Source organism: Rathayibacter sp. AY1A3 (assembly GCF_002930975.1).
Taxonomy (GTDB): domain Bacteria; phylum Actinomycetota; class Actinomycetes; order Actinomycetales; family Microbacteriaceae; genus Rathayibacter.
Genome location: NZ_PSTO01000019.1, coordinates 41,551 through 67,017, shown reverse-complemented (window position 1 = coordinate 67,017; position 25,467 = coordinate 41,551). Strand labels below are relative to the sequence as shown.

The following is a 25,467-nucleotide window of genomic DNA, read 5'->3' as shown; positions in this document are numbered from 1 at the left end:
GGGGAGGAACGGGGGCCGGCGAGGCGCTGCAGCTCGGCGACCAGGTGCGCCCGGAGGGCGGGCTCGGCCACGCGGAGGTAGCTGTCGACGGTCTCGTCGCCGCGGGGCGACCAGGAGATCACGAGCAGGCCGCCCTCCTCGACGACGCGGTCGATCACGTAGCTGCCCTGGCCCGCTCCGCGCAGGAGGGAGGCCGGGATCACCGTCTCGCGCTCGCCGACGGGGGCGATCACGACGCCGCGCTCGTGGAGGCGCAGCACCGCGTTGCCGCGGAAGCCGAGCCCCGGCAGCACGACGCGCTCGAGCGGCTGCTCGAAGCGGGTCGTGGCCACGTACGGGAGGTCGACGCGCTCGACCTCGGCGCCCAGCGAGGACGCGGGCACGGGCTCCGGCGCGAGGGCGGCCGAGCGGCGGCGCCGCGCGCGCCAGGAGAGCAGCATGCCGACGAAGACGAGGACGACGACCGCGGCGATGACGATCGTGATCGCGGCCCTATCCACGGGAGGCCTTCGCGGAGGCGGCGACGACCGCCGCGTCGACGAGCTCGCCGTCCAGCACGGTCGGGAAGCCCCGGTGGAGGGTGGCGACGACGCGGCCCGGCAGCTCGCGACCGAGGTACGGGGAGTTGCCGCTGCGGCCGCGCAGGTCCTCGACGGAGAAGCGGCGTCGCGCCTCCGGGTCGTAGAGCACGACGTTCGCGGCGGCCCCGACGGCGAGGCCGCGGTCGTAGCCGTCGAGCCGGCCGATGCGGGCGGGGGCGGAGGAGAGCACGCGCGCGACGTCGGACCAGCTCATCCGCCCGTCCTCGACGACGGCGGCGTGCACCACGCTCAGCGCGCTCTCGAGGCCGACCATGCCGAACGCCGCGGCGTCCCACTCGCAGTCCTTCGCCTCGACCGGGTGCGGCGCGTGGTCGGTGGCGACGATGTCGATGGTGCCGTCGGCGAGGGCCTCGCGGAGGGCGAGCACGTCCTCGTCGCGGCGCAGCGGCGGGTTCACCTTGAAGCGGGCGTCGTAGCTCGGCCCGTCCTGACCGGCGACGGCCTGCTCGGTGAGGAGCAGGTGGTGGGGGGTGACCTCGGCGGTCACGTCGATCCCCCGGGCCTTCGCCCAGCGGATGACGTCGACCGAGCCCGCGGTCGAGACGTGGCAGACGTGCAGGCGGGAGCCCACGTGCTCGGCGAGGAGCACGTCGCGGGCGATGATCGCCTCCTCGGCCACAGCGGGCCAGCCCTGCAGGCCGAGGGCGCTGGAGACGGCGCCCTCGTTCATCTGCGCGCCCACGGTGAGCCGCGGCTCCTGCGCGTGCTGGGCGACGACTCCGTCGAACGCCTTGACGTACTCGAGAGCGCGGCGCATCAGCAGCGCGTCCGAGACGCACTTCCCGTCGTCCGAGAAGACCCGCACGGCCGCGCGGCTGCGGGCCATCGCGCCGAGCTCGGCGAGCGACTCCCCCGCCAGACCCACGGTCACCGCGCCGATCGGGCGGACCGTCGCGTAGCCGGCGTCCTCGCCCAGGCTCTGCACCTGCTCGACCACGCCCGCGGTGTCCTGCACCGGCGAGGTGTTCGCCATCGCGAAGACGGCGGTGAAGCCTCCGGCGGCCGCAGCTCGCGTGCCGGTGAGGATCGTCTCGCTCTGCTCGAACCCCGGCTCGCGCAGGTGGGTGTGCAGGTCGACCAGGCCGGGCAGCGCAAGCAGGCCGTCGGCGTCGATCACGCGGGCCCCGCGCGAGTCGAGGTCGGCGCCGATCTCGACGATCACGCCCCCGTCGATCAGCAGGTCGGCGGTCGACTCGTCGGCGAGCGTCGCTCCCGAGATCAGGATCCGCTCCGGCGCCGTGCTCTGAAGCGGCTGGGCAGTGCTCATCAGTGGACCTCCCGTTCGCCGGACAGCAGCAGGTAGAGCGCGGCCATCCGGACGGACACTCCGTTCGTGACCTGTTCGAGCACCGTGGAGCGGCTCGAATCGGCGGCCGCCGAGGAGATCTCGACGCCCCTGTTCATGGGTCCGGGGTGCATGACGATGGTATCGGGACCCAGCCGGGCGAGCCGCTCGTCGTCGAGGCCCCAGATCCGCGCGTACTCCCGGCCGTTGGGGAAGAACCCGCTCGACATCCGCTCGAGCTGGATGCGCAGGAGCATCACGACGTCGGGGAGCCCGGTGTCGATCGCCTCGTCCAGATCGAAGCGGATGGTCGCGGGCCAGTCGCGCGTGTCGACCGGCACGAGGGTCGGCGGTGCGACCAGGGTCACCTCGGCGCCCAGCGCCGTCAGCAGCCAGACGTTCGAGCGCGCCACCCGCGAGTGCAGGACGTCGCCCACGATCGTGACCGCGACGCCGTCGAGGCTCTTGCCGCGGGACGCGGAGGCGCCGTGCAGGCGCCGGCGGATGGTGAACGCGTCCAGGAGCGCCTGGGTCGGGTGCTCGTGGGTCCCGTCACCGGCGTTGAGGATCGACGCGTCGATCCAGCCGCTCGCCGCCAGAACCGCGGGGGCTCCGGAGGCGCTGTGGCGGATGACCACTCCGTCGGCGCCCATCGCGGCGAGCGTCTGCGCGGTGTCCTTCAGGCTCTCGCCCTTGGAGACGCTGGAGCCCTTCGCGCTGAAGTTGATGACGTCGGCCGAGAGCCGCTTCGCCGCCGCCTCGAACGAGATCCGCGTGCGGGTGGAGTCCTCGAAGAAGAGATTGACCACGGTCTTCCCGCGCAGGGTCGGCAGCTTCTTGACCTCGCGGTTCTGCACGTCCGCCATGTCCTCGGCGATGTCGAGCAGTGCGATCGCGCTCGCGCGGTCGAGGTCCCGGGTCGAGAGCAGGTGCTTCACGGAGCCGTCTCCTCGCCGGTGGCCTGCGACTCGATCGCGACCAGGTCCTCACCGTCCGTCTCGACGAGCCGGACGTTGATCCGCTCGCTCAGGCTGCTCGGCAGGTTCTTGCCGACGAAGTCCGCCCGGATCGGGAGCTCGCGGTGTCCGCGGTCGACCAGCGCGGCCAGCCGCACGGCTCGCGGACGGCCGATGTCGCTGAGGGCGTCCAGGGCGGCGCGGATGGTGCGGCCCGAGAAGAGGACGTCGTCGACGAGGACCACTGTCCGGCCGTCGATGCTCGCGGGGACGGCGGTGCGCGCGGGGGTGCGGACCGGGTGCCGGGAGAGGTCGTCGCGGTACATGGTCACGTCGAGGGAGCCGGCGAAGACGGGGGGACCGTCCGGCTCGATCCGCGCGATCGTCTCGGCGATGCGCCTCGCGAGGGCGACGCCGCGCGTCGGGATGCCGAGGACGACCAGCGACTCGGGGCCGCGGTTCGACTCGAGGATCTCGTGGGCGATGCGCGTGAGCGCTCGCGTGATGTCAGCGCCGTTGAGCACGATTCGTGCCGTCACACCGACCTCCTTCCCCGCCTCACAGGACGGCTGTTAAAGGAAAAGCCGTGTCGAGTATAGGGGCCGTCGCGCGGCCCGCCGGACGGGCAGCCCGGGAACGACCTCGGCCCGCCCGATCACGGGGATCCGGCGGGCCGAGCAGGTCTCCGGGGCGGGTCAGGCCGTCGTGCGGGACTCCGCGACGGAGGCGAGGAGCCCGTTGATGAAGCCCGCCGAGTCGTCGGTCGACAGCGACGTGGCGGCCTCGACGGCCTCCGAGATGGCGACGCCGTCGGGCACCGCGTCGTTGTGCAGGATCTCCCACACCCCGATCCGGAGGATCGCGCGGTCGACCAGCGGCATGCGCGAGAGTGTCCAGCCCTGGGCGAGCCGGGCGATCAGCTCGTCGATCTCGTCGGCGTGGTCGATGACCCCGTCGACGATCTCGCGGGCGTAGAGCCACGAGGCCTCACGGGCCGGCTCGTTCGCCGCTCGCTCGGCCTCGGCGCGCAGCGACTGGGCGAAGCTGATCTGCCGGACGTCGGCGTTGTAGAGGATGTCGAGGGCGCGCTTGCGCGCCTTCGTGCGAGCACTCACGGGAGGCCCGGCTCAGCTGACGCGGCCGAGGTAGTCGCCCGTGCGGGTGTCGACCTTGACCTTCGTGCCCTGCTCGAGGAAGAGCGGGACCTGGATCTGGTAGCCGGTCTCGACCGTCGCGGGCTTGGTGCCGCCGGTCGAGCGGTCGCCCTGGAGGCCCGGCTCCGTGTAGGTGATCTCGAGGACGACCGAGGCGGGGAGGTCGATGTAGAGCGGGTCGCCGTCGTGCAGGGCGAGGGTCACGTTCTGGTTCTCGAGCATGAAGTTCGCCGCGTCGCCGACGACCGCCTCGGGGACGGTGATCTGGTCGTAGTCGCTGGTGTCCATGAACACGAAGTCCGCGCCGTCGCGGTAGAGGTACTGGAAGTCGCGGCGGTCGACGTTGGCCGTGTCGATCTTGGCGCCCGCGTTGAAGGTCTTGTCGACGACCTTGCCCGTGAGGACGTTCTTCATCTTGGTGCGGACGAAGGCGCCGCCCTTGCCCGGCTTGACGTGCTGGAAGTCGATGACGTTCCAGAGCTGGCCGTCGATGCTGAGGACGGTGCCGTTCTTGATGTCGGTGGTAGAGGCCATGCGAAGGGGGATCCGTTTCGGTGGAAGTCTGCGCCGGCGAGCCCGGTACGCGGGCGCGGCGATATCGGCCGGTCCGGCTGACCCGTCGAGTGTAGTCGACGCGGCCCCGTCGGCAGAGGAGTCTGGACGCCGCATGCGAATCGCCCCACCGGTCCGCCGGAGCGCGACACGGTGGAGGACCGACCCGAGGAGGAGCACAGGGACGCCGTTCCCGCCGACACCGTCGTGCTGCCCTGGTACTCGATCGCGTTCACCGCGGTGCCGATCGTCATCGCCGTCGTGATCGTGCTCGTCGTGGTGCTGATCGTCGTGAACGTGCGCCGGGCGCGCTCGCTCGGAGTGGATCGGCTGACCCTTCGGACCGACGTCGCGGCCCGCTTCGCGCGCGAGGGTCCCGGCTCCGCCCGCTCGCTGGCGGACCGGCTCGCCGAGCTGGAGGCGCTGCGAGCGGCGGGCACGATCACCGACGCCGAGTACGCCCAGGCGCGGAGGGCCGCCCTGGGCGGAGGCTGACGGCGCCGCCCGGGCTCAGCCGAGCCGGACCTACGATCCGATCTCCTGGTACGCCGCGAACAGCAGCGACGTCTCCGGCCCCTGCAGGATGCTCGGGCGGGCGATGTCGTCGAGGACCACGAAGCGGAGCATCCCCGCGCGGGTCTTCTTGTCGCGCTGCATCGCGGCGAGGAGCGTCTCCCATCGTCCGAGCGGGTAGCTCGTCGGCAGGGTCAGCGACTCGAGGACCCGGCGCTGGCGGTCCACGACCGCGTCGCTGAGCGATCCGGTCAGGCGCGAGAGCTCGGCCGCGAACATCATCCCGACGGAGACGGCCGCGCCGTGGCGCCACTGGTAGCGCTCGGCGTGCTCGACCGCGTGCCCGAGGGTGTGCCCGTAGTTCAGGATCTCGCGCAGGCCCTTCTCGGTGAAGTCCTCGCCGACGACCCGCGCCTTGATCCCGATCGACAGCTCGACCAGGCTGCGGAACTCCTCCGACGTCGGGTCGGTGGCCAGGTCGATGTCGGACTCGATGATGTCGAGGATGCGCGGCTCGGCGATCATCCCGTACTTCACGATCTCGCCGAATCCGGCGAGGATCTCGTTGCGCGGGAGGCTGGTCAGCACGTCGAGGTCGGCGACGACCGCCCGCGGCGCGTGGAAGGCGCCGACGAGGTTCTTGCCCTCGGCCGTGTTGATGCCGGTCTTCCCGCCGACGGCCGCGTCGACCATCCCGAGCACGGTGGTCGGCACCTGCACCAGGTCGACCCCGCGGAGCCAGGTGGCGGCGACGAAGCCGGCCAGGTCGGTGATCGCGCCGCCGCCGAAGCCGACGACCACATCCGTGCGGGTGAAGTCCGACTGCCCCATCACCTGCCAGCAGAAGGCCGCCACCTCCACGCGCTTCGCGGCCTCGGCGTCCGGGACCTCGGCGAGCAGCACCTCGTAGCGCTCGAGCAGGCTCTCGCGGATCTCGGCGGCGAGGACCGCGAGGGTCGGCGGGTGCACGATGAGCACCTTCGCGGCCCGGGGGCCGATCGCGTCGGCGAGGCCGTCGAGGAGTCCGCGCCCGACGTGGATGTCGTAGCCGTTCTCTCCGGCGACGGGGATGGCGGTGGTGCCGTCGTTCATGACTGTCTTCCGCTCGGGCGGCTCGTGGCCGCCGGGTCCGATGGTGCAGGGGTGGCGGAGGGGCGCTGCGCGCGCACCCACTCCGCGATCTCGGCGGCGATCAGGGTGATCGGCCGCCGGGAGGTGTCGACCACGGTGTCCGCGAGGGACTCGTAGACCGGGCGCCGCTCGTCGAAGATGCGGACCCAGTCGCCGACCCCGCCGCGCACCAGCGGGCGGGAGCCGGAGCCGAGCCGGTCGCGGACGGCCTCGGCCGTGGTGGTGAGGAGCACGACGGGCACGTCCGCGAGGTCGGCGCGCGTCGCGGGATCGAGCACCGCTCCCCCGCCGAGGCTCAGCACCACGTCGCGACGGACGGCGCGCTCGACGACACGGCGCTCCTCCCGGCGGAAGGCCGGCTCGCCGTGGGCGTCGAAGTAGGGGGCGATCGGGCCGTGGGTGCGCACGAACTCCGCGTCGGAGTCGACGAACCCGGCGCTCAGCGCCTTCGCGACCCGCTTGCCGATCGTCGTCTTGCCGGCGCCCATCGGGCCGATCAGGACGAGGCGGGCGCGGGCCGCGCCGGTATCGTGACCCGCCATCAGCGGGCCGCCGAGGACGCGGCCATCAGGCGAGCCCGAGACCCGGGTCGCTCGCGGCGGCCGTGCGGAGCTCGTCGGGCATGGCGGCGAGGTAGCCCTGCAGGTTGCGGCGGGTCTCGGTGACGCTGTCGCCGCCGAACTTCTCGAGCACGGCGTTCGCGAGCACCAGGGCGACCATCGCCTCCGCGACGACACCGGACGCCGGCACCGCGCAGACGTCGGAGCGCTGGTGGTGAGCGCCGGCCGCCTCGCCGGTGGCGACGTCGACGGTGCGCAGCGCGTGCGGCACGGTCGCGATCGGCTTCATGCCGGCGCGGACCCGCAGCACGGTCCCCGTGCTCATCCCGCCCTCGGTGCCGCCGGCCCGGTCGCTGGACCGGGAGATGCCGGCGGCGGACTGGAAGAGCTCGTCGTGCGCCTCCGAGCCGCGGCGGGTGGTGGTGAGGAAGCCGTCGCCGACCTCGACGCCCTTGATCGCCTGGATCCCCATCAGGGCCGCCGCGAGCTGGGAGTCGAGACGACGGTCCCAGTGCACGTAGGACCCGAGTCCGGGCGGGAGATCGTACGCGAGTACCTCGACCACGCCGCCGAGGGTGTCGCCGTCGTCGTGGGCGCGGTCCACCTCGGCGACCATGAGGGCGCTGGTCGCGGCATCGTGGCAGCGCAGCGGATCCGCGTCCAGGGCGGCGACGTCGGCCGGGCCGGGCAGCGGCGAGCCCTCGGGCACGCGGACCGGCCCGATGGCGAGGGTGTGGCTGACGAGCGAGACGCCGAGCTCGCCGAGGAAGCGGCGGGCGACGGCGCCGAGGGCGACGCGGGCCGCGGTCTCGCGGGCGGAGGCGCGCTCGAGCACGTTGCGGGACTCGGGGAAGCCGTACTTCTGCATCCCGACGAGGTCGGCGTGGCCCGGGCGGGGCCGTGTGAGCGCGGCGCCGCGGCCCTTGGGCAGGCTCTCGGGGTCGCGGGGCTCCGCCGACATGACGTCGACCCAGCGCGGCCACTCGGTGTTGCCGATGCGCAGGGCGATGGGGCTGCCCATCGTCGCTCCGTGCCGGACGCCGGAGGAGATCGTCAGCTCGTCCTGCTCGAAGTTCATCCGGGCTCCGCGGCCGTAGCCGAGCTTCCGGCGCGCCAGATCGGCGCGGATGTCGTCGAGGGAGACGGGGACGCCCGCCGGCAGTCCTTCGAGGACGGCGACGAGTTCGGGACCGTGGGATTCCCCGGCCGTGAGCCAACGGAGCATCCTCCGATTCTGGCACACGAGGTCAGTGCGCCGGACCCGCCGAGACTGCTCGGCGCATCGCCGCGAGCACCTCGTCCTCGCGATCGAGAGGCAGGGCCGGGTCGCCGCCGACGAAGATCCGCACCTGCACGAGGGCCTGGTGGAGCAGCATCCCGAGCCCGGAGACGACCGGGGAGCCGCCCTGCTCCCAGCGCTGGGCGAGAGCGCTCGGCCACGGGGAGTACGCCACGTCGAACAGGGTCGAGCCCGCGACCGCCGCGTCGGGCACGTCGAGGCCGTCCGCCGCTCCGCCGGGGAGGGTCGAGATCACCAGCGGCGCTCCGGTGGACCAGTCGGCGAAGGAGCGGACCGAGATCAGGACGCCGAGCGACTCCGCGAGCGGAGCGAGCTCGACGGCCCTCGACGCCGACCGCAGGACGAGATCGACCCGCGCCGCGCCCAGCTCGGCGGCGGCGGCCAGGGCGGAGGCGGCGGTCGCTCCCCCGCCGAGCACCTGGACGCGCTCCGCCGAGACGACGCCCGCCTCGGCGAGGGCGCGCACGATGCCCGCGACATCGGTGTTGAACCCGCGGAGGCGGGGTGCCGGGCCGGAGCGGTCGACCAGCACGGTGTTGACCGCGCCGGTGGCCCGGGCGACCGCGTCCTCCTCCGCCAGCAGCGGGCGCACCGCGTGCTTGAGCGGCATGGTCAGCGACAGGCCGTGCCAGGGCTCACCGGACACGACCTCGGAGAGGGTCGCCTCCGTCGTCTCGACGGCGCGGTAGCTCCAGTCGAGTCCGAGCACCCGGAAGGCGGCCGCGTGCAGCGCGGGCGACTTCGAGTGCGCGATCGGCGCGCCGAGGACCGCGAGGCGGTACCCGGCGGCCGTCATTGGTACTCCGGGTGGTCCCGCATCCAGGCCTGCCACTGGTCGACGGCCGCGTTGTGCTCGGCGTCGGTGGTGGAGTAGACCGTCTCGCCCGTCTCGAGGTTCACCGTGACGAAGTACATCCAGGTGCCGTCCGCGGGGTGCATGACCGCGTCGATCGCCACGTCGCCCGGGTTCGAGATCGGCGCGGGCGGCAGGCCGTCGCGCTGGTAGGTGTTGTAGACGTTGCCGGCGTCGTTCCGCTCGGCGTCCGTGGTCGAGACGCGGTCGGTCGCGCCGGTGCCGTACGCCACGGTCGCGTCCGACTGCAGGCGCCACCCCTGGTCGAGGCGGTTCTGGAACACGCGCGCGACCTTCGGGAAGTCCTCGGCGACGCGGGCCTCGCGCTGCACGAGGGACGCGAACACCACGACGCGGTAGCGGTCGTCCACCGGCACGCCGGCCTGGTCGAGCGACTGGTACATCCGGTCGACCAGCGTCTTCAGGATGTCGTGCGCCGGCGTCGACGGGTCGATGTCGTAGGTCGCGGGGAACAGGAACCCCTCGAGGCTCGTCGCCCCGGCCGGGAGCCCGAACGAGCCCCAGTCGGCGGCGGCCGCCTCGAGGTCCGTCAGCGCGACCCCGGTGCCGTCCGCGATGAGCGGCAGCGCCTCCTTGAGCGCCGTCCCCTCGGGAATGACGAAGGTGTTCGCGAGGCGCGTCGACTCGGAGTCGAGCAGCGCCGACAGTGCGGCCTTGGCGCTCATCTCGGCCTTGAGCGAGTACGCGCCGGGCTGGAAGACGGGCTCCGGGCTCTGGGCGAGGAGCAGGTCGTAGAAGGGGTCGTACGACTTGATGACCCCGTCCGAGACGAGGTTGTTGGCGATGTCGCTGCCGCCGTCGCCCTGGTGGATCGTGAACAGCACCTCGCTCGAGCCGGTGCCGGTGAAGTCGGTCGGCTCGGGCTCGGCGAACAGGCCGCGCACGGGCTCGAGGAAGATCGTCACCGCGATGGCGACGAGCGCGGCGAAGACGCCGAAGGCCAGAAGCCCGCCGATGAGTCCGCGGCGGCTGCGGCGCTTCTTCGCGCCACCCGTCGCGCGCGCCGCGCGGCGACGCTTCGGGCGCGCGTCCGGGTCGAACGCGGCCGCGTCGTCGCGGCCACGGGGCTCGGGCACGTCGGGCCCGGTGAAGAGGCGGCCCAGCGGATCGTGCGCCTCAGTCGGCGCGGGCTGCTGCTCCGGAGTCGGGTCGGGCGGAGTCGGCTGCGCCTGCTCGGCGGCGCGGGCGTCGCGGCGGCTCGGGGGGACGTCGGTCACGAGGAGGTCCTTCGTTCGGTTCGAGCAGGACCCCGGCCGGGGTGCCGGCCGAGCGCTCGGAATCGATGGCGTGCTGCAGGATCACCACGGCGGCGACCTGGTCGATCACGGCTCGGGAGCCGCGGGTGGTGCGTCCGGAGCGGTGCAGGGCGCTCTGAGCGGTGACCGTCGACAGCCGCTCGTCGACGAGCCGCACCGGAGCGGTGGGCACCGCCTCGGCGAGCAGTCGAGCGAATCCGCGCGCGTCCTCCGTCGAGGCCGTCTCGGCCCCCGACAGCGACAACGGCAGTCCGACGATGATCGCCTGGGCATCGTACTCGGCGGCGAGGTGCGCGATCCGGGAGACGTCCGAGGATCCGCCGTCAGTGCCCGCCCGCGCGACCGTCTCGACGGGCACCGCGAGCAGGCCGTCGGCGTCGCAGCGGGCGACCCCGATGCGGGCACGGCCCACATCGATGCCGAGCCGGACGCCGAACCGGCCCATTCAGCTGGTCGCTTCCTGCACCACGGCCTCGAGCGCCGCGCCGATGGCGGAGACGTCGGAGCCGCCGCCCTGGGCGAGGTCGTCCTTGCCGCCTCCGCCGCCACCGAGGATCCCGGCGGCGCGCTTGGCGAGCGCACCCGCGCGGCGGCCCTGGTCGCGGGCGGCCTGGTTGGTGGCGACGATCACCGCGGGCTTGCCCGAGACGTCGGCGGCGAGCGCGACGACGGCCGGCTCCTGGCCGAGCCGCTCGCGGACGGAGGTCACGAGGGAGCGCAGCTCGTCGGTCGATCCGGCGGAGCCGATGCTCTCGGCGACGACGGTCGTGCCGCCCACGGTGCGGCGGGTCGCGGCGAGGGCGGGCACCCGGTCGGCGAGGGCCTTGGCCTCGAACGCGGCGATCCGCTTCTCAGCGGCCTTGAGGCTCGCGACGAGCTCGCCGATCCGCTCGGGGAGCTGCTCGCGCGGGGTCTTCAGCGAGGACGAGATCGTGCTGACGAGGGCGCGCTCGGCGGCGAGCTCCTGGAAGGCCTCGCGGCCCACGAGCGACTCGACGCGGCGGTTGGTCGATCCGACCGAGGACTCGCTGACCAGGCTGATCACGCCGACCTCGGACGACCGCCCGACGTGGGTGCCCGCGCAGAGCTCGCGCGACCAGGGCCCGCCGATGTCGACCACGCGGACGACGTCGCCGTACTTCTCGCCGAAGAGGGCCATCGCGCCGAGCGCCTTCGCCTCGTCGATCGGGAGCTCGCGCGTGACGACCTCGAGGTTGTCCCGGATCGCCGTGTTGGCGATCTCCTCGATCTCGCTGCGGGTCTCGAGCGAGAGGGCCTGGTTCCACGAGAAGTCCAGGCGCAGGTAGCCCGCCTTGTTGTAGGAGCCGGACTGGTGCGCCTGCGGACCGAGCACCTGGCGCAGCGCGGCGTGGATGAGGTGCGTGCCCGAGTGCGCCTGCGTGGCGCCCCGGCGCCAGTCGCGGTCGACGACGGAGGTGGCGGCGTCGCCCACTCCGACCTCGCCGCTGGCGACCTGGACCTTGTGGCTGATGAGCCCCTTGACGGGCTTCTGCACGTCGAGGACCTCGAGATCGAAGCCGGAGCCGACGATGCGGCCGGCGTCGGCCTCCTGGCCGCCCGACTCCGCGTAGAGGCTGGTCGCCTCGAGGATCACCTCGGCAATGTCGCCCGCGACCGCCTTCGTGACGGAGTGCCCGCCGACGATGAGGCCGAGGATGCGCGTCTCGGTGTCGAGCACGTCGTAGCCGGTGAACAGCGTCTCGCCGTGCGCGCGGAAGTCGGCGTAGACCGAGAGATCGGCCAGCGCCGACTTCTTCGACTTCGCGTCGGCCTTCGCACGCGTGCGCTGCGCGGTCATGAGGGAGTCGAACGCCTCGCGGTCGACCGTCAGACCCGACTCCTCGGCGATCTCGAGGGTGAGGTCGATCGGGAACCCGAAGGTGTCGTGCAGGAGGAACGCGGTGTCGCCCGGCAGCGTCGGCGACTCGGCCTTCTTCGTCTTCAGGACCGCGAGGTCGAGGATCTCGGTGCCGGCCGCGAGGGTGCGGAGGAACGCCTCCTCCTCGCCGTAGGCGCTGGTCGAGAGGCGCTCGAACTCCGTGGACACCTCGGGGTAGGCCGACGCCATCGCGTCGCGCGAGGCGGCGAAGAGCTCGGGGAACGTCGCGGTGTCCACTCCGAGCAGGCGCATGGCGCGCACCGTGCGGCGCATCAGGCGACGGAGGATGTAGCCGCGCCCCTCATTGGAAGGCGTCACGCCGTCCGACAGCAGCATCAGCGAGGAGCGCACGTGGTCGGCGATGACGCGCATGCGGACGTCGTCCTCGTGGACGGCTCCGTAGCGGCGGCCCGAGAGCTCGGCGGCGCGATCGAGGACCGGACGGACCTGGTCGATCTCGTACATGTTCTCGACGCCCTGCTTGAGGAAGGCGACGCGCTCGAGGCCCATGCCGGTGTCGATGTTCTTGCGCGGCAGCTCGCCGAGGATGTCGAAGTCGACCTTGCTCGTGCCCTCGCCGCGGAGGTACTGCATGAAGACGAGGTTCCAGATCTCGACGTAGCGGTCGTCGTCCGTCGCCGGGCCGCCGTCGATCCCGTAGGCGGGTCCACGGTCGAAGAAGATCTCGGAGCAGGGGCCCGCGGGGCCGGGCTGGCCGGTCGACCAGTAGTTGGTGTCCTTGTCCAGGCGCTGGATGCGCTCGTCCGGCAGTCCCGCGATCGTCTTCCAGAGCGCGATCGCCTCGTCGTCGTCCTTGTAGACGGTGACCCAGAGGTCCTTCTCGTCGAAGCCCAGTCCCCCGTCGCTCTCGGCGCCGGTGAGCAGCTCCCAGGCGTAGCCGATCGCCCCCTCCTTGAAGTAGTCGCCGAAGGAGAAGTTGCCGTTCATCTGGAAGAAGGTGCCGTGACGAGGCGTCTTGCCGACCTCCTCGATGTCGTTGGTGCGGATGCACTTCTGCACGCTGGTGGCACGCGGGTACGGCGCGGGGACCACTCCGGTGAGGTAGGGCACGAACGGCACCATGCCGGCGACGGTGAAGAGGAGGCTCGGGTCCTCGCTCACGAGGGAGGCGGAGGGGACCACGGTGTGGCCGCGGCTCCCGAAGAAGTCGAGCCAGCGGTTGCGGATGTCTGCGGTCTGCATGGGTTCCGTTACGGTTCGGTCGGTGACGACGCGGATGTCGGGCGGCGGGGCGTCAGCCCTCGCCGATGGCGGCCTTCAGTTCGGCCTCGCGCTGGTGGTAGCCCTCGGAGACGGCCTCGCCGAGCTCCTTCGCGGTGCGGTTGATGTCGGCGAAGAGCCGGGCGCCCGCCTCGGTGCGCGAGACCTGGTGGGCGACCGCGAATCCGAGGCCGATCCCGATGACGATCAGGAGGATGTTCTTCACGGGGTGTCCTTCCACAGCGGCGGGGCGGGCGCGACGGCGCGACGACCCGTTCGATTCTAGGGCGCGGGCGCGACGCTACTTCGAGCGCGGGCGCTTCGTGCGCTTCGCGGCGGAGCGGCCGACCGCGGCTCCGGCCTTGTCGGCCGTGCGTCCGGCGACGAGCACGGCGCGGACTCCGGCGGTGAAGCCGGCGAGCTTGATGAGCGGACCGCCGACGGTCGCGGCTGTGAGGGCGACGAGCGCGTTGACGTTGCCGGTGACCTCGGCGACGTCCTTGGTGATCGTGTCCACCCGCGCGAGCTGGTGGTTGGCCTCGCGGAGGGTGGAGGCCGACTCGTCGAGGATCGGCGTCAGGCCGTCGCTGGCCTGCTTGATGGCCTCGCTCGTGCTGTCGAAGACGCGCCCGAGCTTCCAGAGCGGGACGGCGGTGATCGCCACCAGGATCGCGAACACCCCCGCGGCGATGAGCCCTGCGATGTCTCCACCGGTCACGGTGACCTCCGTTCGATGCCGCCCAGCGCGGCACTCCAGCCTACCGACGGGCCGCGAGAGGGTCGGACGCGGGGACGGGCGCTCGGCTCGGGCGCGACGGCCGGATCGGGCGCAGCGCAGGACTCTCGGAGCGCGGCGGGCACTCCGGATCGCGACCCCGGGAACGGGAAAGGCCCCGGTGCGGACACCGGGGCCTTTCTCTGCGGGGCTGGACTCAGCGGGCCGCGTAGTACTCGACGACGAGCTGCACTTCGCAGGTCACGGGGACCTCGGCGCGCTTCGGGCGGCGCAGGAGCGTCGCCTGCAGCTTGTCGATCTCGACCTCGAGGTAGCCCGGGGTCTTGGGGAGGACGTCGACGTGTCCACCGGCGGCGGCGACCTGGAAGGGCTCGGTGCCCTCGGAGCGGGTCTTGACGTGGATGACCTGGCCCGGCTTCACGCGGAAGGAGGGGCGGTCGACCGTCTTGCCGTCCACCATGATGTGGCGGTGGGTGACGAACTGGCGGGCCTGCGCGGTGGTACGGGCGAAGCCCGAGCGCAGGACGAGGGCGTCGAGGCGCATCTCGAGGAGCTCGACCAGGTTCTCACCGGTCAGGCCCTGGGTGCGGCGCGCCTCCTGGAAGGCGATGCGGAGCTGCTTCTCGCGGATGCCGTACTGGGCGCGCAGACGCTGCTTCTCACGCAGGCGGACCGCGTAGTCGGAGTCGGCCTTGCGCTTCGAGCGGCCGTGCTCGCCGGGAGCGTAGGGACGCTTCTCGAGGTAGCGGGCGGCCTTCGGGGTCAGGGGGATGCCGAGGGCGCGCGAGAGGCGCGTCTTCGAGCGGGTACGGGACGTGGTCGACACAGTGGTCCTTCCAAGGTCTGAGAGGTTCGGTCGCAGCTCTCGACCGCCGGCTCCGGGAGGAGGGCGGACGCCGCGGTCGTGTCCTCCGCGGGTGCGGGGGAAGGGTGACCGCAGTGGCGGGCTGCGCGATTCAGAGGGATGCGCTGCTCCGCTCGGCTACAGAGCGGTGGGCAACCTCGCAAGACTATCAGGCCACGGCCTCCCGTGCGGGTCGCGCGAGTTCGCGGTCGGCGCGGTCAGCCCCGGTCGCCGCGGATGATGCGCAGGAGCTTCGCCAGTCGTGCGGAGACGTCGCGCTCGTTGCCGTGCTCGGTGGGCCGGTAGTACCGCGCGCCCTGGAGCGGGTCCGGGAGGTACTGCTGCTCGAGGACGCCGAGGTCGGCGTCGTGCGGGTACCGGTAGCCCTTCCCATGGCCGAGCTTCTTGGCGCCGGGGTAGTGCGCGTCGCGCAGGTGCGCCGGCACCCGACCCGCGCGGCCCGCGCGCACGTCCGCGATGGCCGCGTCGATGGCGGAGTAGGACGCGTTCGACTTCGGGGCGGTCGCCAGGTGCACGACCGCCTGGGCGAGCGGGATGCGCCCCTCCGGCATGCCGATGAACTGCACGGCGTCGGCCGCGGCGATCGCGACGACGAGCGCCTGCGGGTCGGCCATGCCGATGTCCTCGGACGCGGAGACGATGATGCGGCGGGCGATGAACCGCGGATCCTCCCCCGCCTCGATCATCCGGGCCAGGTAGTGCAGCGCCGCGTCGACGTCCGAGCCCCGGATGGACTTGATGAAGGCGCTGATGACGTCGTAGTGCTCGTCGCCGTTGCGGTCGTAGCGCAGCAGGGCGCGGTCGACGGCGCGCGCGACGACCTCGGTCGTGATCACGGGGAGCGCGGGCTCCGCGGCGGCGGCCTCGACGGGAGCGCCCTCGTCGTCCTCGTCCTCCTCGTCCGGGTCCTCCGCGGCGGCGGCGCGGGCGACCCGGTCGGCCTCGCGGGCCTCCGAGCGGGCGGAGGTGGCGGCGGCCTCGAGCGCGGTCAGCGCCCGCCGGGCGTCTCCGGAGGCGAGCCGCACGATGCTCGCCCGGGCCTCCTCCTCCAGCGTCACCGAGTCGCGCAGACCCCGCTCGTCGTGCAGGGCGCGGTCGACCAGGACGCCCAGGTCGTCGTCGCTGAGCGGCTCGAGGGTCAGCAGGAGCGAGCGCGAGAGCAGCGGCGCGATCACCGAGAACGAGGGGTTCTCGGTCGTGGCCGCGATGAGGATGACCCACCCGTTCTCGACCCCGGGCAGCAGTGCGTCCTGCTGTGCCTTGGTGAAGCGGTGGATCTCGTCGAGGAAGAGCACGGTGGACGTGCCGTAGAGGTCGCGGGTGGAGAGTGCCTCCTCCATCACCTGCCGCACGTCCTTCACGCCCGCCGTGACGGCGGAGAGCTCGACGAAGCGGCGGCCGCTGGAGTGGGCCACCGCCTGCGCGAGCGTGGTCTTGCCCGTGCCGGGAGGGCCCCAGAGGATCACGGACACCGCTCCCCGCTCCCCCGTCGTGTCGGCGGCGAGGGCGACCAGGGGCGAGCCGGGCGTCAGGAGGTGGCGCTGGCCGGCGACCTCCTCGAGGCTGCGCGGCCGCATCCGCACGGCGAGCGGAGTCGCCCCGGAGCGGAGTCCGGCCTGCTGCATGGTCATGCCCCCAGCGTAACGACGGCCTCCGACAGAGCCCCGGCCCGACTGCCCGGCGCGACGGAGCGGCGTTTGTCGCGTCTCCGGCGGTTCTCGTAGGCTCGACGCGGCCTGCGTGCGCGGGCCGCCGCGCCGAAGCCGCGCGGACGAGGACGTCGGAGGAACACGTGGCCCAGGGCAAGTCGAACGACCGCGAGGCGCGCACCCGGCTCCGGGCCTACCAGGCCCGTCAGAGCCTCCACCGCTCGAGGCAGAAGCGGCGCGTGCGCGACAACGTGATCGCGGCGATCGCCGCCGTCGTCGTGATCGGGCTCGCGGTCGTCGCCCAGATCCTCTACTTCTCCGGCGGCCCCGGCACCCCGGTCGCCGAGCCGACCTCCTCCTCCTCCGCGACCCCGACGCCCGAGGCGACGGGGTCGAACACCGGCGACGTCCCCTCATCCGACATCGCCGAGGGCCGCGACTGGACGGGCACGCTCACGATCGGCGAGGACCCGCTGGGCATCACGCTCGCCGGCGCCGCCGCCCCGCAGGCGGTGTCCTCCTTCATCTCGCTGACGCAGTCCGGCTTCTACGACGGCGTCTCCTGCCACCGCCTCACCACGGAGGGCCTCTACGTCCTCCAGTGCGGCGACCCGGACGGCGACGGCACCGGCGGACCGGGCTACAGCTACGGCCCCGTCGAGAACGCGCCCGAGGACGGCGTCTACCCGGCCGGGACCATCGCGATGGCCCGCCAGGGCGGCAACGGCTACAGCCAGGGCAGCCAGTTCTTCGTCGTCTACCAGGACACGACCCTGCCCGCCGACGCGGCCGGCGGGTACACCGTGCTCGGGCAGGTCACCTCGGGACTCGACGCGCTCGTCAGCGACGTCGTGTCGAAGGGCACGGCCGACGGATCGGGTGACGGCGCCCCCGCCGAGCCCGTGACCATCACCTCCGTCTCCGTCGAGTAGCCGCACCCGCGGCGTCGTCACGGTCCGCCCGCGCGGGGAGTGCAATAGGCTTGTCGTCACTGCCCGTTCGCGGCCGAGCGCGGTCTTCGGCCCTCCGGCCGTCGAGCCCCACCGGCCGACGACGCGACGGGCACCGAGAAGCACGACATCGAACAGCAAGGTGAGGCTCCGAGCGATGAGTGACCAGCAGCCGTGGGGACGGGTCGGCGACGACGGGACGGTCTACGTCCGCGTCGGCGACGGGGAGCGAGAGGTCGGCCAGTACCCCGATGCGACTCCCGAGGAGGCGCTCGCCTACTACGAGCGCAAGTACACGGAGCTCGCCGGGCAGGTCTCCCTGCTCGAGCAGCGCGCCAAGCGGGGCGCACCCGCCGGAGACGTCGCCCGCACGGTGCAGTCGCTGTCCGCGGCCATCGCGCAGGCGAACGCGGTCGGCGACCTCGAGTCGCTGCAGACCCGGGTCGACGCGCTGAGCGGCTCCGTCGAGGATCTGACCGAGCAGCAGGCGGCCGAGTCGAAGGCCGCGCTGTCCGAGGCCCTCGCCTACCGCGAGGCCATCGTCGCCGAGGCCGAGGCCCTGGCGGCGGTCGACCCGGCGAAGACGCAGTGGAAGCAGGCCAGCGCCGCGATCGACGACCTCTTCGCCCGCTGGCAGAACCACCAGCAGCAGGGTCCGCGCCTGCCCAAGAACGACGCGAACGAGCTGTGGCGCCGGTTCCGCGGTGCGCGCACCACGATCGAGCAGAACCGCAAGGCGTTCTTCGCCGACCTCGACTCCGCGCACCGCGAGGCCAAGCAGGCCAAGCAGGCGCTCATCGACCAGGCCGAGGCGCTGGTGCCCCAGGGCGCCGACGCCATCCCGGACTACCGCGCGCTCCTCGAGCGCTGGCGGGTCGCCGGCCGTGCCGGCAAGCGGTTCGACGACGCGCTCTGGGCGCGCTTCAAGGCCGCCGGCGACGCGATCTACGGCGCCAAGGCCGAGATCGTCGCGCAGGAGAGCGTCGAGTACACCGAGAACCTCGACCTCAAGCTCGCCCTCCTCGAGGAGGCGGAGCCGCTCCTGCAGGAGCAGGACCGCGAGAAGGCCAAGCGGGTGCTGCTCTCGATCCAGGAGCGCTGGGACGCCGTCGGCCGCGTGCCGCGCGAGCAGGTGCGCACCGTCGAGGACCGCCTCCGCAAGGTCGAGGCGCACGTCCGCAAGCTCGACGAGGAGCACTGGAACCGCAGCAACCCGGAGCGCAAGGCCCGCTCCGAGGGTCTCGCCTCGCAGTTGACCGCCGCGATCCAGAAGCTCCAGGACGAGCTCGACGAGGCGAAGGCGCGCGGCGACCGCGACGCGATCGCCCAGGCTCAGGAGGCGCTCGACGCCCGCAAGGTCTGGCTCGACGCGATCGGCTAGACCCGCTCCGGCGGATCCCTCCACAGATCCGCTCGCGACGCTCCGGAGGGGAGGCGTATCGGCCAGCATGGCCGGATGCGCCTCCCCTCCGTGCTCCTCCCCGGGCACCTCCCTCTCGCGGAGCTGTGCGCCGCCCGCCTCGACGGCGAGCTGGTCGCGCTCGACGAGGGCTTCCTCGTCGCGGACCTGCCCCTGGGGGCGGCCGAGCGGGCCGCCTCCCTGCGCTCGCTGCTCCCCCGTGGCGCCGTCGCCGATCGTCTCTCCGCCGCGTGGGTGCACGGAGCGACGCACCGTCCGCCGCGGGTGCACAGCGCCTCGATCGACCGTCGGAAGCGCCGACAGGCGCCGTCCGACCCCCGCCTGCGCTGCCACGAGGTCCTGCTCGACGAGGACGACGTCGTCCTCCTCGGCGGCGCGCCGGTCACGTCGCCTGCTCGCACGCTGATCGACCTCGCCCGGACGGAGGACACGGGCGCGATCCTCCGAGCGCTCTCTCGGAGCACCCGGACCGGCCTCGACGCCGTCCTCGCGAGGCTGGAGGAGGGCAGCGCCGTCGCCGGACGGAGGATCGTCGGACGACGGCTGCGGGCGGCGCTCGGCGAGGCGCCGCCCAGGGATCAGCCCGCGTTCACCCGGTAGACGTCGTAGACGGCGTCGATCCGGCGGACGGCGTTCAGCACGCGGTCCAGGTGGGTGGTGTCGCCCATCTCGAAGACGAACCGGCTGATCGCCAGCCGGTCGCTCGAGGTCGAGACCGTCGCCGAGAGGATGTTGACGTGGTGCTCCGAGAGCACGCGCGTCACGTCGCTCAGCAGGCCCGAGCGGTCCAGCGCCTCGACCTGGATCTGCACGAGGAAGATGCTCTTGGAGGACGGCGCCCACTCGACGTCGACGATCCGCTCCGGCTCCTTCAGCAGCTCCTGCACGTTGTGGCAGTTCGCCTGGTGCACGGAGACGCCGGCCCCCCGCGTCACGAATCCGACGATCTGATCGCCCGGAACCGGAGTGCAGCACTTCGCGAGCTTCACGAGGATGTCCGGCGCGCCCTTCACGAGGACGCCCGACTCGCTGCTCCGGCTCCGCGGCCGGGGCGAGCGCGGGAGGGTGACCTCGTTCTCGTCCGACTCCGGATCGCCCTGGATGGAGGAGACGACCTTCTCGAGCACCGACTGGGTCGAGACGTGGCCCTCGCCGACGGCCGCGTAGAGCGCCTCGACGTCGTTGTAGCGCAGCTGGCTGGCCACCTCGGTGAAGGTGTCCTGGCTCATCAGCTTCTGCAGCGGCAGGTTCTGCTTCCGCATCGCCCGGGCGATGGAGTCCTTGCCCTGCTCGATCGCCTCGTCGCGCCGCTCCTTGGTGAACCACTGCCGGATCTTGTTGCGGGCCCGCGGGCTCTGCACGAAGTGGAGCCAGTCCTGGCTCGGTCCCGAGTCGGGGTTCTTCGAGGTGAAGACCTCGACCACGTCGCCCGTCGTCAGAGCCGACTCCAGCGGCACGAGGCGCCCGTTGACCTTGGCGCCCATCGTCCGGTGCCCGACCTCGGTGTGCACCGCGTAGGCGAAGTCGACCGGGGTCGCACCGGTCGGCAGGCCGATCACGCGTCCCTTCGGGGTGAAGACGTAGACCTCCTTGGCGCCGATCTCGAAGCGGAGGGAGTCGAGGAACTCGTTCGGGTCTGTGGTCTCCGACTGCCAGTCCGAGAGGTGCGCGAGCCAGGCGAGGTCGGTGTCGTTCGATCCGGAGGTGGGCACCTTGCCGGTGGCCATCTGCTCCTTGTACTTCCAGTGCGCCGCGATGCCGAACTCCGCGTGCTGGTGCATCTCGTTGGTGCGGATCTGGATCTCGACCGCGCGGCCCTTCGGCCCGACGACCGTCGTGTGCAGCGACTGGTAGAGGTTGAACTTCGGAGTGGCGATGTAGTCCTTGAACCGGCCCGGCATCGGCGTCCAGCGGGCGTGGATCGAGCCGAGCACGGCGTAGCAGTCGCGCACCGAGTTCACGAGGACGCGGATGCCGACCAGGTCGTAGATCTCGTCGAACTCGCGACCGCGGACGACCATCTTCTGGTAGATCGAGTAGTACTGCTTCGGCCGGCCGACGACGCGACCGCGGATCCGCCCGGCCCGCAGGTCCTCGCTGATCAGGTCGATGACGTTCTGCACGAACTCCTCGCGCTGCGGCGTCCGCCGCTTCACCAGGCTCTCGATCTCGTTGTAGATCTTGGGGTAGAGCACCGCGAAGGACAGGTCCTCGAGCTCCCACTTGATGGCCTGGATGCCGAGGCGGTGCGCCAGCGGCGCGTAGATCTCGAGGGTCTCGGTGGCCTTGCGGGCCGCGGACTCGGCGGGGACGAAGCCCCAGGTCCGCGCGTTGTGAAGGCGGTCGGCGAGCTTGATGATCAGGACGCGGATGTCCTTCGACATCGCCACGATCATCTTGCGGACGGTCTCGGCCTGCGCGCTGTCGCCGTACTTGACCTTGTCGAGCTTGGTGACGCCGTCGACGAGCATCGCGACCTCGTCGCCGAAGTCCGCGCGGAGCTCGTCGAGCTGGTAGTCGGTGTCCTCGACGGTGTCGTGCAGCAGCGCGGCGGCGATCGTCTTCGAGCCGATGCCGAGGTCGGCGAGGATCTGCGCGACGGCCAGCGGATGCGTGATGTAGGGCTCGCCGCTGCGGCGCTTCTGGTTCGCGTGCGCCCGCTCCGCGACCGAGTACGCGCGCTCGATGAGCGCGATGTCGCTCTTGGGGTGGTGCATCCGGACGGTGCGGACGAGGGTGTCGACAGCACCGGAGGGCTGCGCGCGCGAGAAGATCCGCGGGACCAGTCTGCGCAGGGCAGCGGTCGAGGACGTCGTCGTCGTTTCCGTCACGCGAGGATCTCCATCGCCCCATTATCGCCCGTGCGGACGGCGCCGATGACCGTTCCGCCCGGGGCGGACGGCGCCGGCGTCAGCCGATGCGTCCCGGGCGCCCCTCGCCGTCGACCACGTCGCCGCCCGCCGCGGCCCAGGCGGTCATGCCGGCGTCGACGTTGGCGACCTCGTAGCCGGCGCCGTCGAGGGCCTGCGTCACCATCGCGGAGCGGACTCCGGAGTGGCAGACCACCAGTATCGCCGTGTCGGCCGGGAGCTCGTCCTGCCGGGCGCCGATCTCCCCCATCGGGATGTGGTGGGCGGCCGGAGCATGCCCCGCCGCCCACTCGTGCGGCTCCCGGACGTCGAGCAGCCAGACCTCGTCGCGCTCGACGAGTCCGACGGCGTCGGCCGCCGTGACCTGTGCGTAGTCGGCCACGGCTCAGCCCTGCACGGCCGGCGCGGCCGGAGCGGTCGCCTTCGCCCGGGCCGACTCCACGCGCGTGTCGTGCTTGGAGATCTCGGGCTCCCGGCTGCGCAGCTGGGCGTACAGCGGCGCCGCGACGAAGATCGTCGAGTACGTGCCGACGATGATGCCGATCAGCAGGGCGAGGGAGATGTCGCGGAGAGTGCCCGCGCCGAGGACGAACGCGCCGATCACGAGGATCGCGGCCACCGGGAGGGCGGCGACGATGGAGGTGTTGATGGAGCGCACGAGAGTCTGGTTCTCGGCCAGGTTCACCGTCTCGGAGAAGGTGCGGGTCGTGCTGCCGAGCGCCTCCACGGTGTTCTCGCGGATCTTGTCGAAGACCACGACCGTGTCGTAGAGCGAGTAGCCGAGGATCGTCAGCAGTCCGATCACCGCCGCCGGCGACACCTCGGTGCCGGTGATGCCGTAGACGCCCGCCACGATCACGAGGTCGTGCAGGAGCGCGACGATCGCCGCGAGCGACATCTTCCAGGTGCGGAAGTACGCCCACATGGCCAGGGCCGCGAGGACCACGAAGATCACCAGGCCGCGCAGGGCCTGCTGGGTCACATCGTTGCCCCACGCCGCTCCGATGAAGGAGGAGGCGACCTGGTCGGTGGGCACGTCGTAGGCCTCCGACAGGGCGTTCCGCACCGCGGTCGACTCGTCGGTCGAGAGCTGGCCGGTCTGCACGCGGATGGAGTCGTCGCCGACGATGGACACGCGCGGCACGGTCTCCGGAGCGACCGAGGTCACCGCGTCCGTCGCCGTCGCCTGCTCGAGACTCGACGGCGAGGACACCGTGAACTGCGAGCCGCCGGTGAACTCGATGCCGAAGTTGAAGCCGCCGCGGGCGACCGTCCCGAGCAGCGTGATCAGGATCAGGGCGAGCGAGACGAGGTACCACGTGCGGCGCCGGCCGACGAAGTCGATCGATCGCGCACCGGTGTAGAGGTCGTTTCCGAACTGCGAGAAGCTGGCCATCACGCGTCCTTCCCGTTCGAGTCGTTGGAGTGGCGCAGGCCGGCCGCCTCGGCGGCCTTCCGCTCGGCGATGGTCTGGCGCTTGGCCGCCTCACGGGACGCGGAGGCGCGCTTGCCGGCGACCACCTGGTCCTGCGGACGGAAGGCGGCACGGCCGCGGTAGACGGCCCCGAGCGCCCGGGGATCCAGGCCCGAGGCCTTGTGCCCCTCGGCGAAGAACGGTCTCGTGGCCATCAGCTGCAGGATCGGGTGGGTGAACAGCGCCACCACGATCAGGTCGATGATCGTCGTGATCCCGAGGGTGAGCGCGAAGCCGCGGACACTGCCGACGGCGAGGAGGAAGAGGACCACCGCGGCGAGCAGGTTCACCATGTCGGACGCGAAGATCGTGCGCAGCGCGCGCCGCCAGCCGGACTCGACGGCGGACTCGAGGCCGCGTCCGTCGCGGAGCTCGTCGCGGATGCGCTCGAAGTACACGATGAACGAGTCGGCCGTGATGCCGATCGCGACGATGAGACCCGCGACTCCTGCGAGCGAGAGGCGCAGTCCCTCCCGCCAGGACAGCAGCGTGACGACGAGGTAGGTGACGATCGCCGCGACGAGCAGCGAGGCGATCGTGACGGCTCCGAGCACGCGGTACTGCGCGATGGAGTAGACGATGACGAGGATCAGGCCGATGAGGCCGGCGAGCAGGCCGCTGGCGAGCTGGGCGGAGCCGAGCGTCGCCGAGATGCTGTCCGAGCTCTGGACCTGGAAGCCGATCGGCAGCGCGCCGTACTTGAGCTGGTCGGCGAGCGTCTTCGACGACTCCTGGGTGAAGGAGCCCGAGATCTGCGCGTTGCCGTCGGTGATGGCGGCGTTCGTCGACGGGGCCGAGATGACCCGGCCGTCGAGGACGATCGCGAACTGGTTCTGCGCACCCTGCAGCGCCACGAGGCGCGAGGTCACGTCGCCGAAGGCCTGCGTGCCCTGGTCGTCGAACGAGAGGTTGACGGCCCAGGTGCCGGTGCTGGCACCGGAGGAGGTCGTCATCAGGCCGTTCGAGGCGTCCGAGATGTCCTCGCCGGTGATCTCCACCGGGCCGAGGACGTACTTCACCGTCCCGCTGTCGTCGCAGGTGATGAGCGGCTGGTCGGCCGGGGCGAGGTTCGGGTCCTGGCCATTGAGGAACGCGCAGTCGAACGAGGTGTACTGGGCCTCGAGCGCCGGCGTGAGGTAGGCGAGGTCGCTCGCGTTCGTCGGCGAGGCGGTCGGCTCCGTCGCGAGCGACGGATCGACGGGCGTCGGCGTGGGCGAGGACGTCGCGTCGCCGCCGACCGAGCTGTTGGTGGCCTGGCTCGCGACGAGGACCGGGCGGAAGTCGAGCTTCGCCGAGGCCTCGATGCGCTGGAGCGTCTCGTCGTCGGGCGTGCCCGGGATCGAGACGACGATGTTGCTCGAGCCCTGGGTCGTGATCTCGGCCTCGGAGACGCCGGACGCGTCGATGCGCTGGCGGATGATCGAGACGGCCTGGGTCAGCTGCTCCGACGAGACGGTGTCGCCGTCGTTCAGCTGCGGCTGCAGGACGATCTGCGTGCCGCCCTCGAGGTCGAGGGCGAGCTTCGGCGTCCAGGAGCCGCCGCCCCAGAGGACGGCCGCCGTGTTGAGTCCGACGAGAGCGAGGATCAGGACACCGAGCCAGCTCAGGGAGCGGCGGGCCTTCCGGACGGGGGTTGATGCGGCCACCCAGGGCTCAGCTTTCTCTTCGGTCGACGGTGATCGGCCCGGGGTCGCCCGGGCGTGGAGAAGGGCGGGCGGGCGCCGATGCGCCCGGCCCGCCCAGGAGACTACTGCGCGTCGGGGCGGCGGTCGCGCTCGACCGGGTCCACCAGCGGGTCGCGGTGCGCGGAGTCGCGCTCGCCGAACTCGGGCGAGCCGGTCGCGGTCAGCGGGTCGGCCTCGTCCTCGGTGTCGACGGCGACGGCGTTCTCGCTCGGGTCGATGAGGCGGGCGATCGCCTGACGGTGGATGGTCAGCAGCGTGCCGGGGGTCGACTCGATGACGATCTTGTTCGCCTCGTCGTCGATCGACACGACGGTGCCGAAGAGGCCGGAGCCGGTCATGAGCTCCACCCCCGGCTGGAGGTTGTTCTTCATGCTCTCCGCGTCGCGCTGGCGCTTCTTGTTGTTGCGGAACATGAAGATGATCATCACGGCGAGCAGCAGGACGAGCAGGATGATCGTCGGATCCATGGGTGGGCCTTCCGGAGTGGATGGGCGATCCGCCGCGCGGCCTCAGG

25 protein-coding genes and 1 pseudogene are annotated in these 25,467 nt (G+C 72.1%); 4 read left to right on the top strand and 22 right to left on the bottom strand.

The annotated features are described in order from the left end of the window. The 6 genes from C5C10_RS10670 to efp all read right to left on the bottom strand — a co-directional run. On the bottom strand, positions 1–500 hold a 500-nt coding region (locus C5C10_RS10670), incomplete at its 3' end, for a hypothetical protein (RefSeq protein ID WP_104329202.1). Then, positions 493–1,869, bottom strand: a complete 1,377-nt coding sequence (locus C5C10_RS10665) for a dihydroorotase (RefSeq protein WP_104224748.1) — start codon at positions 1,867–1,869, stop codon at positions 493–495. The genes C5C10_RS10670 and C5C10_RS10665, both read right to left, overlap by 8 nt. Next, positions 1,869–2,825, bottom strand: a complete 957-nt coding sequence (locus tag C5C10_RS10660; protein WP_104224749.1) for an aspartate carbamoyltransferase catalytic subunit — start codon at positions 2,823–2,825, stop codon at positions 1,869–1,871. Before C5C10_RS10660 ends, C5C10_RS10665 begins: the two co-directional genes overlap by 1 nt. After that, positions 2,822–3,382, bottom strand: a complete 561-nt coding sequence (pyrR, locus tag C5C10_RS10655) for a bifunctional pyr operon transcriptional regulator/uracil phosphoribosyltransferase PyrR (RefSeq protein ID WP_104224750.1) — start codon at positions 3,380–3,382, stop codon at positions 2,822–2,824. The genes C5C10_RS10660 and pyrR overlap by 4 nt, the downstream gene beginning before the upstream one ends. Before the next feature lie 156 nt (positions 3,383–3,538). Next, positions 3,539–3,958: a transcription antitermination factor NusB gene (nusB, locus tag C5C10_RS10650; protein WP_104224751.1), complete on the bottom strand. Its 420-nt coding sequence runs from the start codon at positions 3,956–3,958 to the stop codon at positions 3,539–3,541. Between the two features lie 12 nt (positions 3,959–3,970). Next, positions 3,971–4,531, bottom strand: coding sequence for an elongation factor P (efp, locus tag C5C10_RS10645; RefSeq protein WP_068210208.1), 561 nt, complete (start codon positions 4,529–4,531; stop codon positions 3,971–3,973). 171 nt (positions 4,532–4,702) lie between these two features. Between efp and C5C10_RS10640 the strand changes: the two genes are divergently transcribed. Beyond that, positions 4,703–5,044: an SHOCT domain-containing protein gene (locus C5C10_RS10640; protein ID WP_104329201.1), complete on the top strand. Its 342-nt coding sequence runs from the start codon at positions 4,703–4,705 to the stop codon at positions 5,042–5,044. A gap of 30 nt (positions 5,045–5,074) precedes the next feature. Here the strand turns inward: C5C10_RS10640 and aroB are convergent, their stop codons facing one another. From aroB to C5C10_RS10585, 11 genes and pseudogenes are all read right to left on the bottom strand, one after another. Then, positions 5,075–6,154, bottom strand: coding sequence for a 3-dehydroquinate synthase (aroB, locus tag C5C10_RS10635; protein ID WP_104224752.1), 1,080 nt, complete (start codon positions 6,152–6,154; stop codon positions 5,075–5,077). After that, the gene (locus tag C5C10_RS10630) at positions 6,151–6,735 is read right to left on the bottom strand and encodes a shikimate kinase (protein ID WP_104225325.1); all 585 of its coding nucleotides are present in this window, start codon (positions 6,733–6,735) and stop codon (positions 6,151–6,153) included. The genes aroB and C5C10_RS10630 overlap by 4 nt, the downstream gene beginning before the upstream one ends. Before the next feature lie 25 nt (positions 6,736–6,760). Next, positions 6,761–7,978: a chorismate synthase gene (aroC, locus tag C5C10_RS10625; RefSeq protein WP_104329200.1), complete on the bottom strand. Its 1,218-nt coding sequence runs from the start codon at positions 7,976–7,978 to the stop codon at positions 6,761–6,763. 22 nt (positions 7,979–8,000) lie between these two features. Beyond that, positions 8,001–8,849, bottom strand: a complete 849-nt coding sequence (locus C5C10_RS10620) for a shikimate dehydrogenase (RefSeq protein ID WP_104329199.1) — start codon at positions 8,847–8,849, stop codon at positions 8,001–8,003. Then, complete coding sequence (mltG, locus tag C5C10_RS10615; RefSeq protein ID WP_104313171.1) at positions 8,846–10,144, bottom strand: endolytic transglycosylase MltG; 1,299 nt, start codon at positions 10,142–10,144, stop codon at positions 8,846–8,848. The genes C5C10_RS10620 and mltG overlap by 4 nt, the downstream gene beginning before the upstream one ends. Before the next feature lie 10 nt (positions 10,145–10,154). After that, a pseudogene (ruvX, locus tag C5C10_RS10610) lies at positions 10,155–10,628 on the bottom strand (Holliday junction resolvase RuvX); the annotation flags it as partial. After that, positions 10,629–13,286: an alanine--tRNA ligase gene (gene alaS, locus C5C10_RS10605; RefSeq protein ID WP_104255387.1), complete on the bottom strand. Its 2,658-nt coding sequence runs from the start codon at positions 13,284–13,286 to the stop codon at positions 10,629–10,631. It lies immediately after the preceding pseudogene. 52 nt (positions 13,287–13,338) lie between these two features. Then, positions 13,339–13,530, bottom strand: a complete 192-nt coding sequence (locus tag C5C10_RS10600; RefSeq protein WP_104225329.1) for a hypothetical protein — start codon at positions 13,528–13,530, stop codon at positions 13,339–13,341. Positions 13,531–13,605: 75 nt separating this feature from the next. Further along, positions 13,606–14,022, bottom strand: coding sequence for a DUF948 domain-containing protein (locus C5C10_RS10595; RefSeq protein ID WP_104224759.1), 417 nt, complete (start codon positions 14,020–14,022; stop codon positions 13,606–13,608). Positions 14,023–14,236: 214 nt separating this feature from the next. Continuing rightward, positions 14,237–14,866, bottom strand: a complete 630-nt coding sequence (gene rpsD / locus C5C10_RS10590; protein WP_068210518.1) for a 30S ribosomal protein S4 — start codon at positions 14,864–14,866, stop codon at positions 14,237–14,239. 236 nt (positions 14,867–15,102) lie between these two features. Next, the gene (locus C5C10_RS10585; RefSeq protein WP_104239056.1) at positions 15,103–16,536 is read right to left on the bottom strand and encodes a replication-associated recombination protein A; all 1,434 of its coding nucleotides are present in this window, start codon (positions 16,534–16,536) and stop codon (positions 15,103–15,105) included. Positions 16,537–16,697: 161 nt separating this feature from the next. Here C5C10_RS10585 and C5C10_RS10580 point away from each other — a divergent pair, with 161 nt between their 5' ends. From C5C10_RS10580 to C5C10_RS10570, 3 genes are all read left to right on the top strand, one after another. Then, on the top strand, positions 16,698–17,486 hold the full coding sequence (locus C5C10_RS10580; RefSeq protein ID WP_104325434.1) for a peptidylprolyl isomerase: 789 nt from the start codon (positions 16,698–16,700) through the stop codon (positions 17,484–17,486). 175 nt (positions 17,487–17,661) lie between these two features. Continuing rightward, positions 17,662–18,885, top strand: a complete 1,224-nt coding sequence (locus tag C5C10_RS10575) for a DUF349 domain-containing protein (protein WP_104224762.1) — start codon at positions 17,662–17,664, stop codon at positions 18,883–18,885. Between the two features lie 75 nt (positions 18,886–18,960). Then, on the top strand, positions 18,961–19,524 hold the full coding sequence (locus tag C5C10_RS10570) for a type IV toxin-antitoxin system AbiEi family antitoxin (RefSeq protein ID WP_104329198.1): 564 nt from the start codon (positions 18,961–18,963) through the stop codon (positions 19,522–19,524). Here C5C10_RS10570 and C5C10_RS10565 read toward each other — a convergent pair. From C5C10_RS10565 to yajC, 5 genes are all read right to left on the bottom strand, one after another. After that, positions 19,503–21,755, bottom strand: a complete 2,253-nt coding sequence (locus tag C5C10_RS10565; RefSeq protein WP_104225334.1) for a bifunctional (p)ppGpp synthetase/guanosine-3',5'-bis(diphosphate) 3'-pyrophosphohydrolase — start codon at positions 21,753–21,755, stop codon at positions 19,503–19,505. The two genes, C5C10_RS10570 and C5C10_RS10565, sit on opposite strands and share 22 nt — an antisense overlap. 79 nt (positions 21,756–21,834) lie before the next feature. Beyond that, positions 21,835–22,176 carry a rhodanese-like domain-containing protein gene (locus tag C5C10_RS10560; protein ID WP_104224765.1) on the bottom strand — a complete coding sequence of 114 codons (342 nt, stop codon included), beginning with the start codon at positions 22,174–22,176 and terminating at the stop codon, positions 21,835–21,837. Between the two features lie 3 nt (positions 22,177–22,179). Further along, positions 22,180–23,190, bottom strand: coding sequence for a protein translocase subunit SecF (gene secF / locus C5C10_RS10555; RefSeq protein ID WP_104329197.1), 1,011 nt, complete (start codon positions 23,188–23,190; stop codon positions 22,180–22,182). Further along, positions 23,190–24,914 carry a protein translocase subunit SecD gene (secD, locus tag C5C10_RS10550; protein WP_104329196.1) on the bottom strand — a complete coding sequence of 575 codons (1,725 nt, stop codon included), beginning with the start codon at positions 24,912–24,914 and terminating at the stop codon, positions 23,190–23,192. The genes secF and secD overlap by 1 nt, the downstream gene beginning before the upstream one ends. 101 nt (positions 24,915–25,015) lie before the next feature. After that, a complete protein-coding gene (yajC, locus tag C5C10_RS10545; RefSeq protein WP_104224768.1) occupies positions 25,016–25,420 on the bottom strand; it encodes a preprotein translocase subunit YajC in 405 nt (134 codons plus the stop codon). Positions 25,421–25,467: the final 47 nt, after the last annotated feature.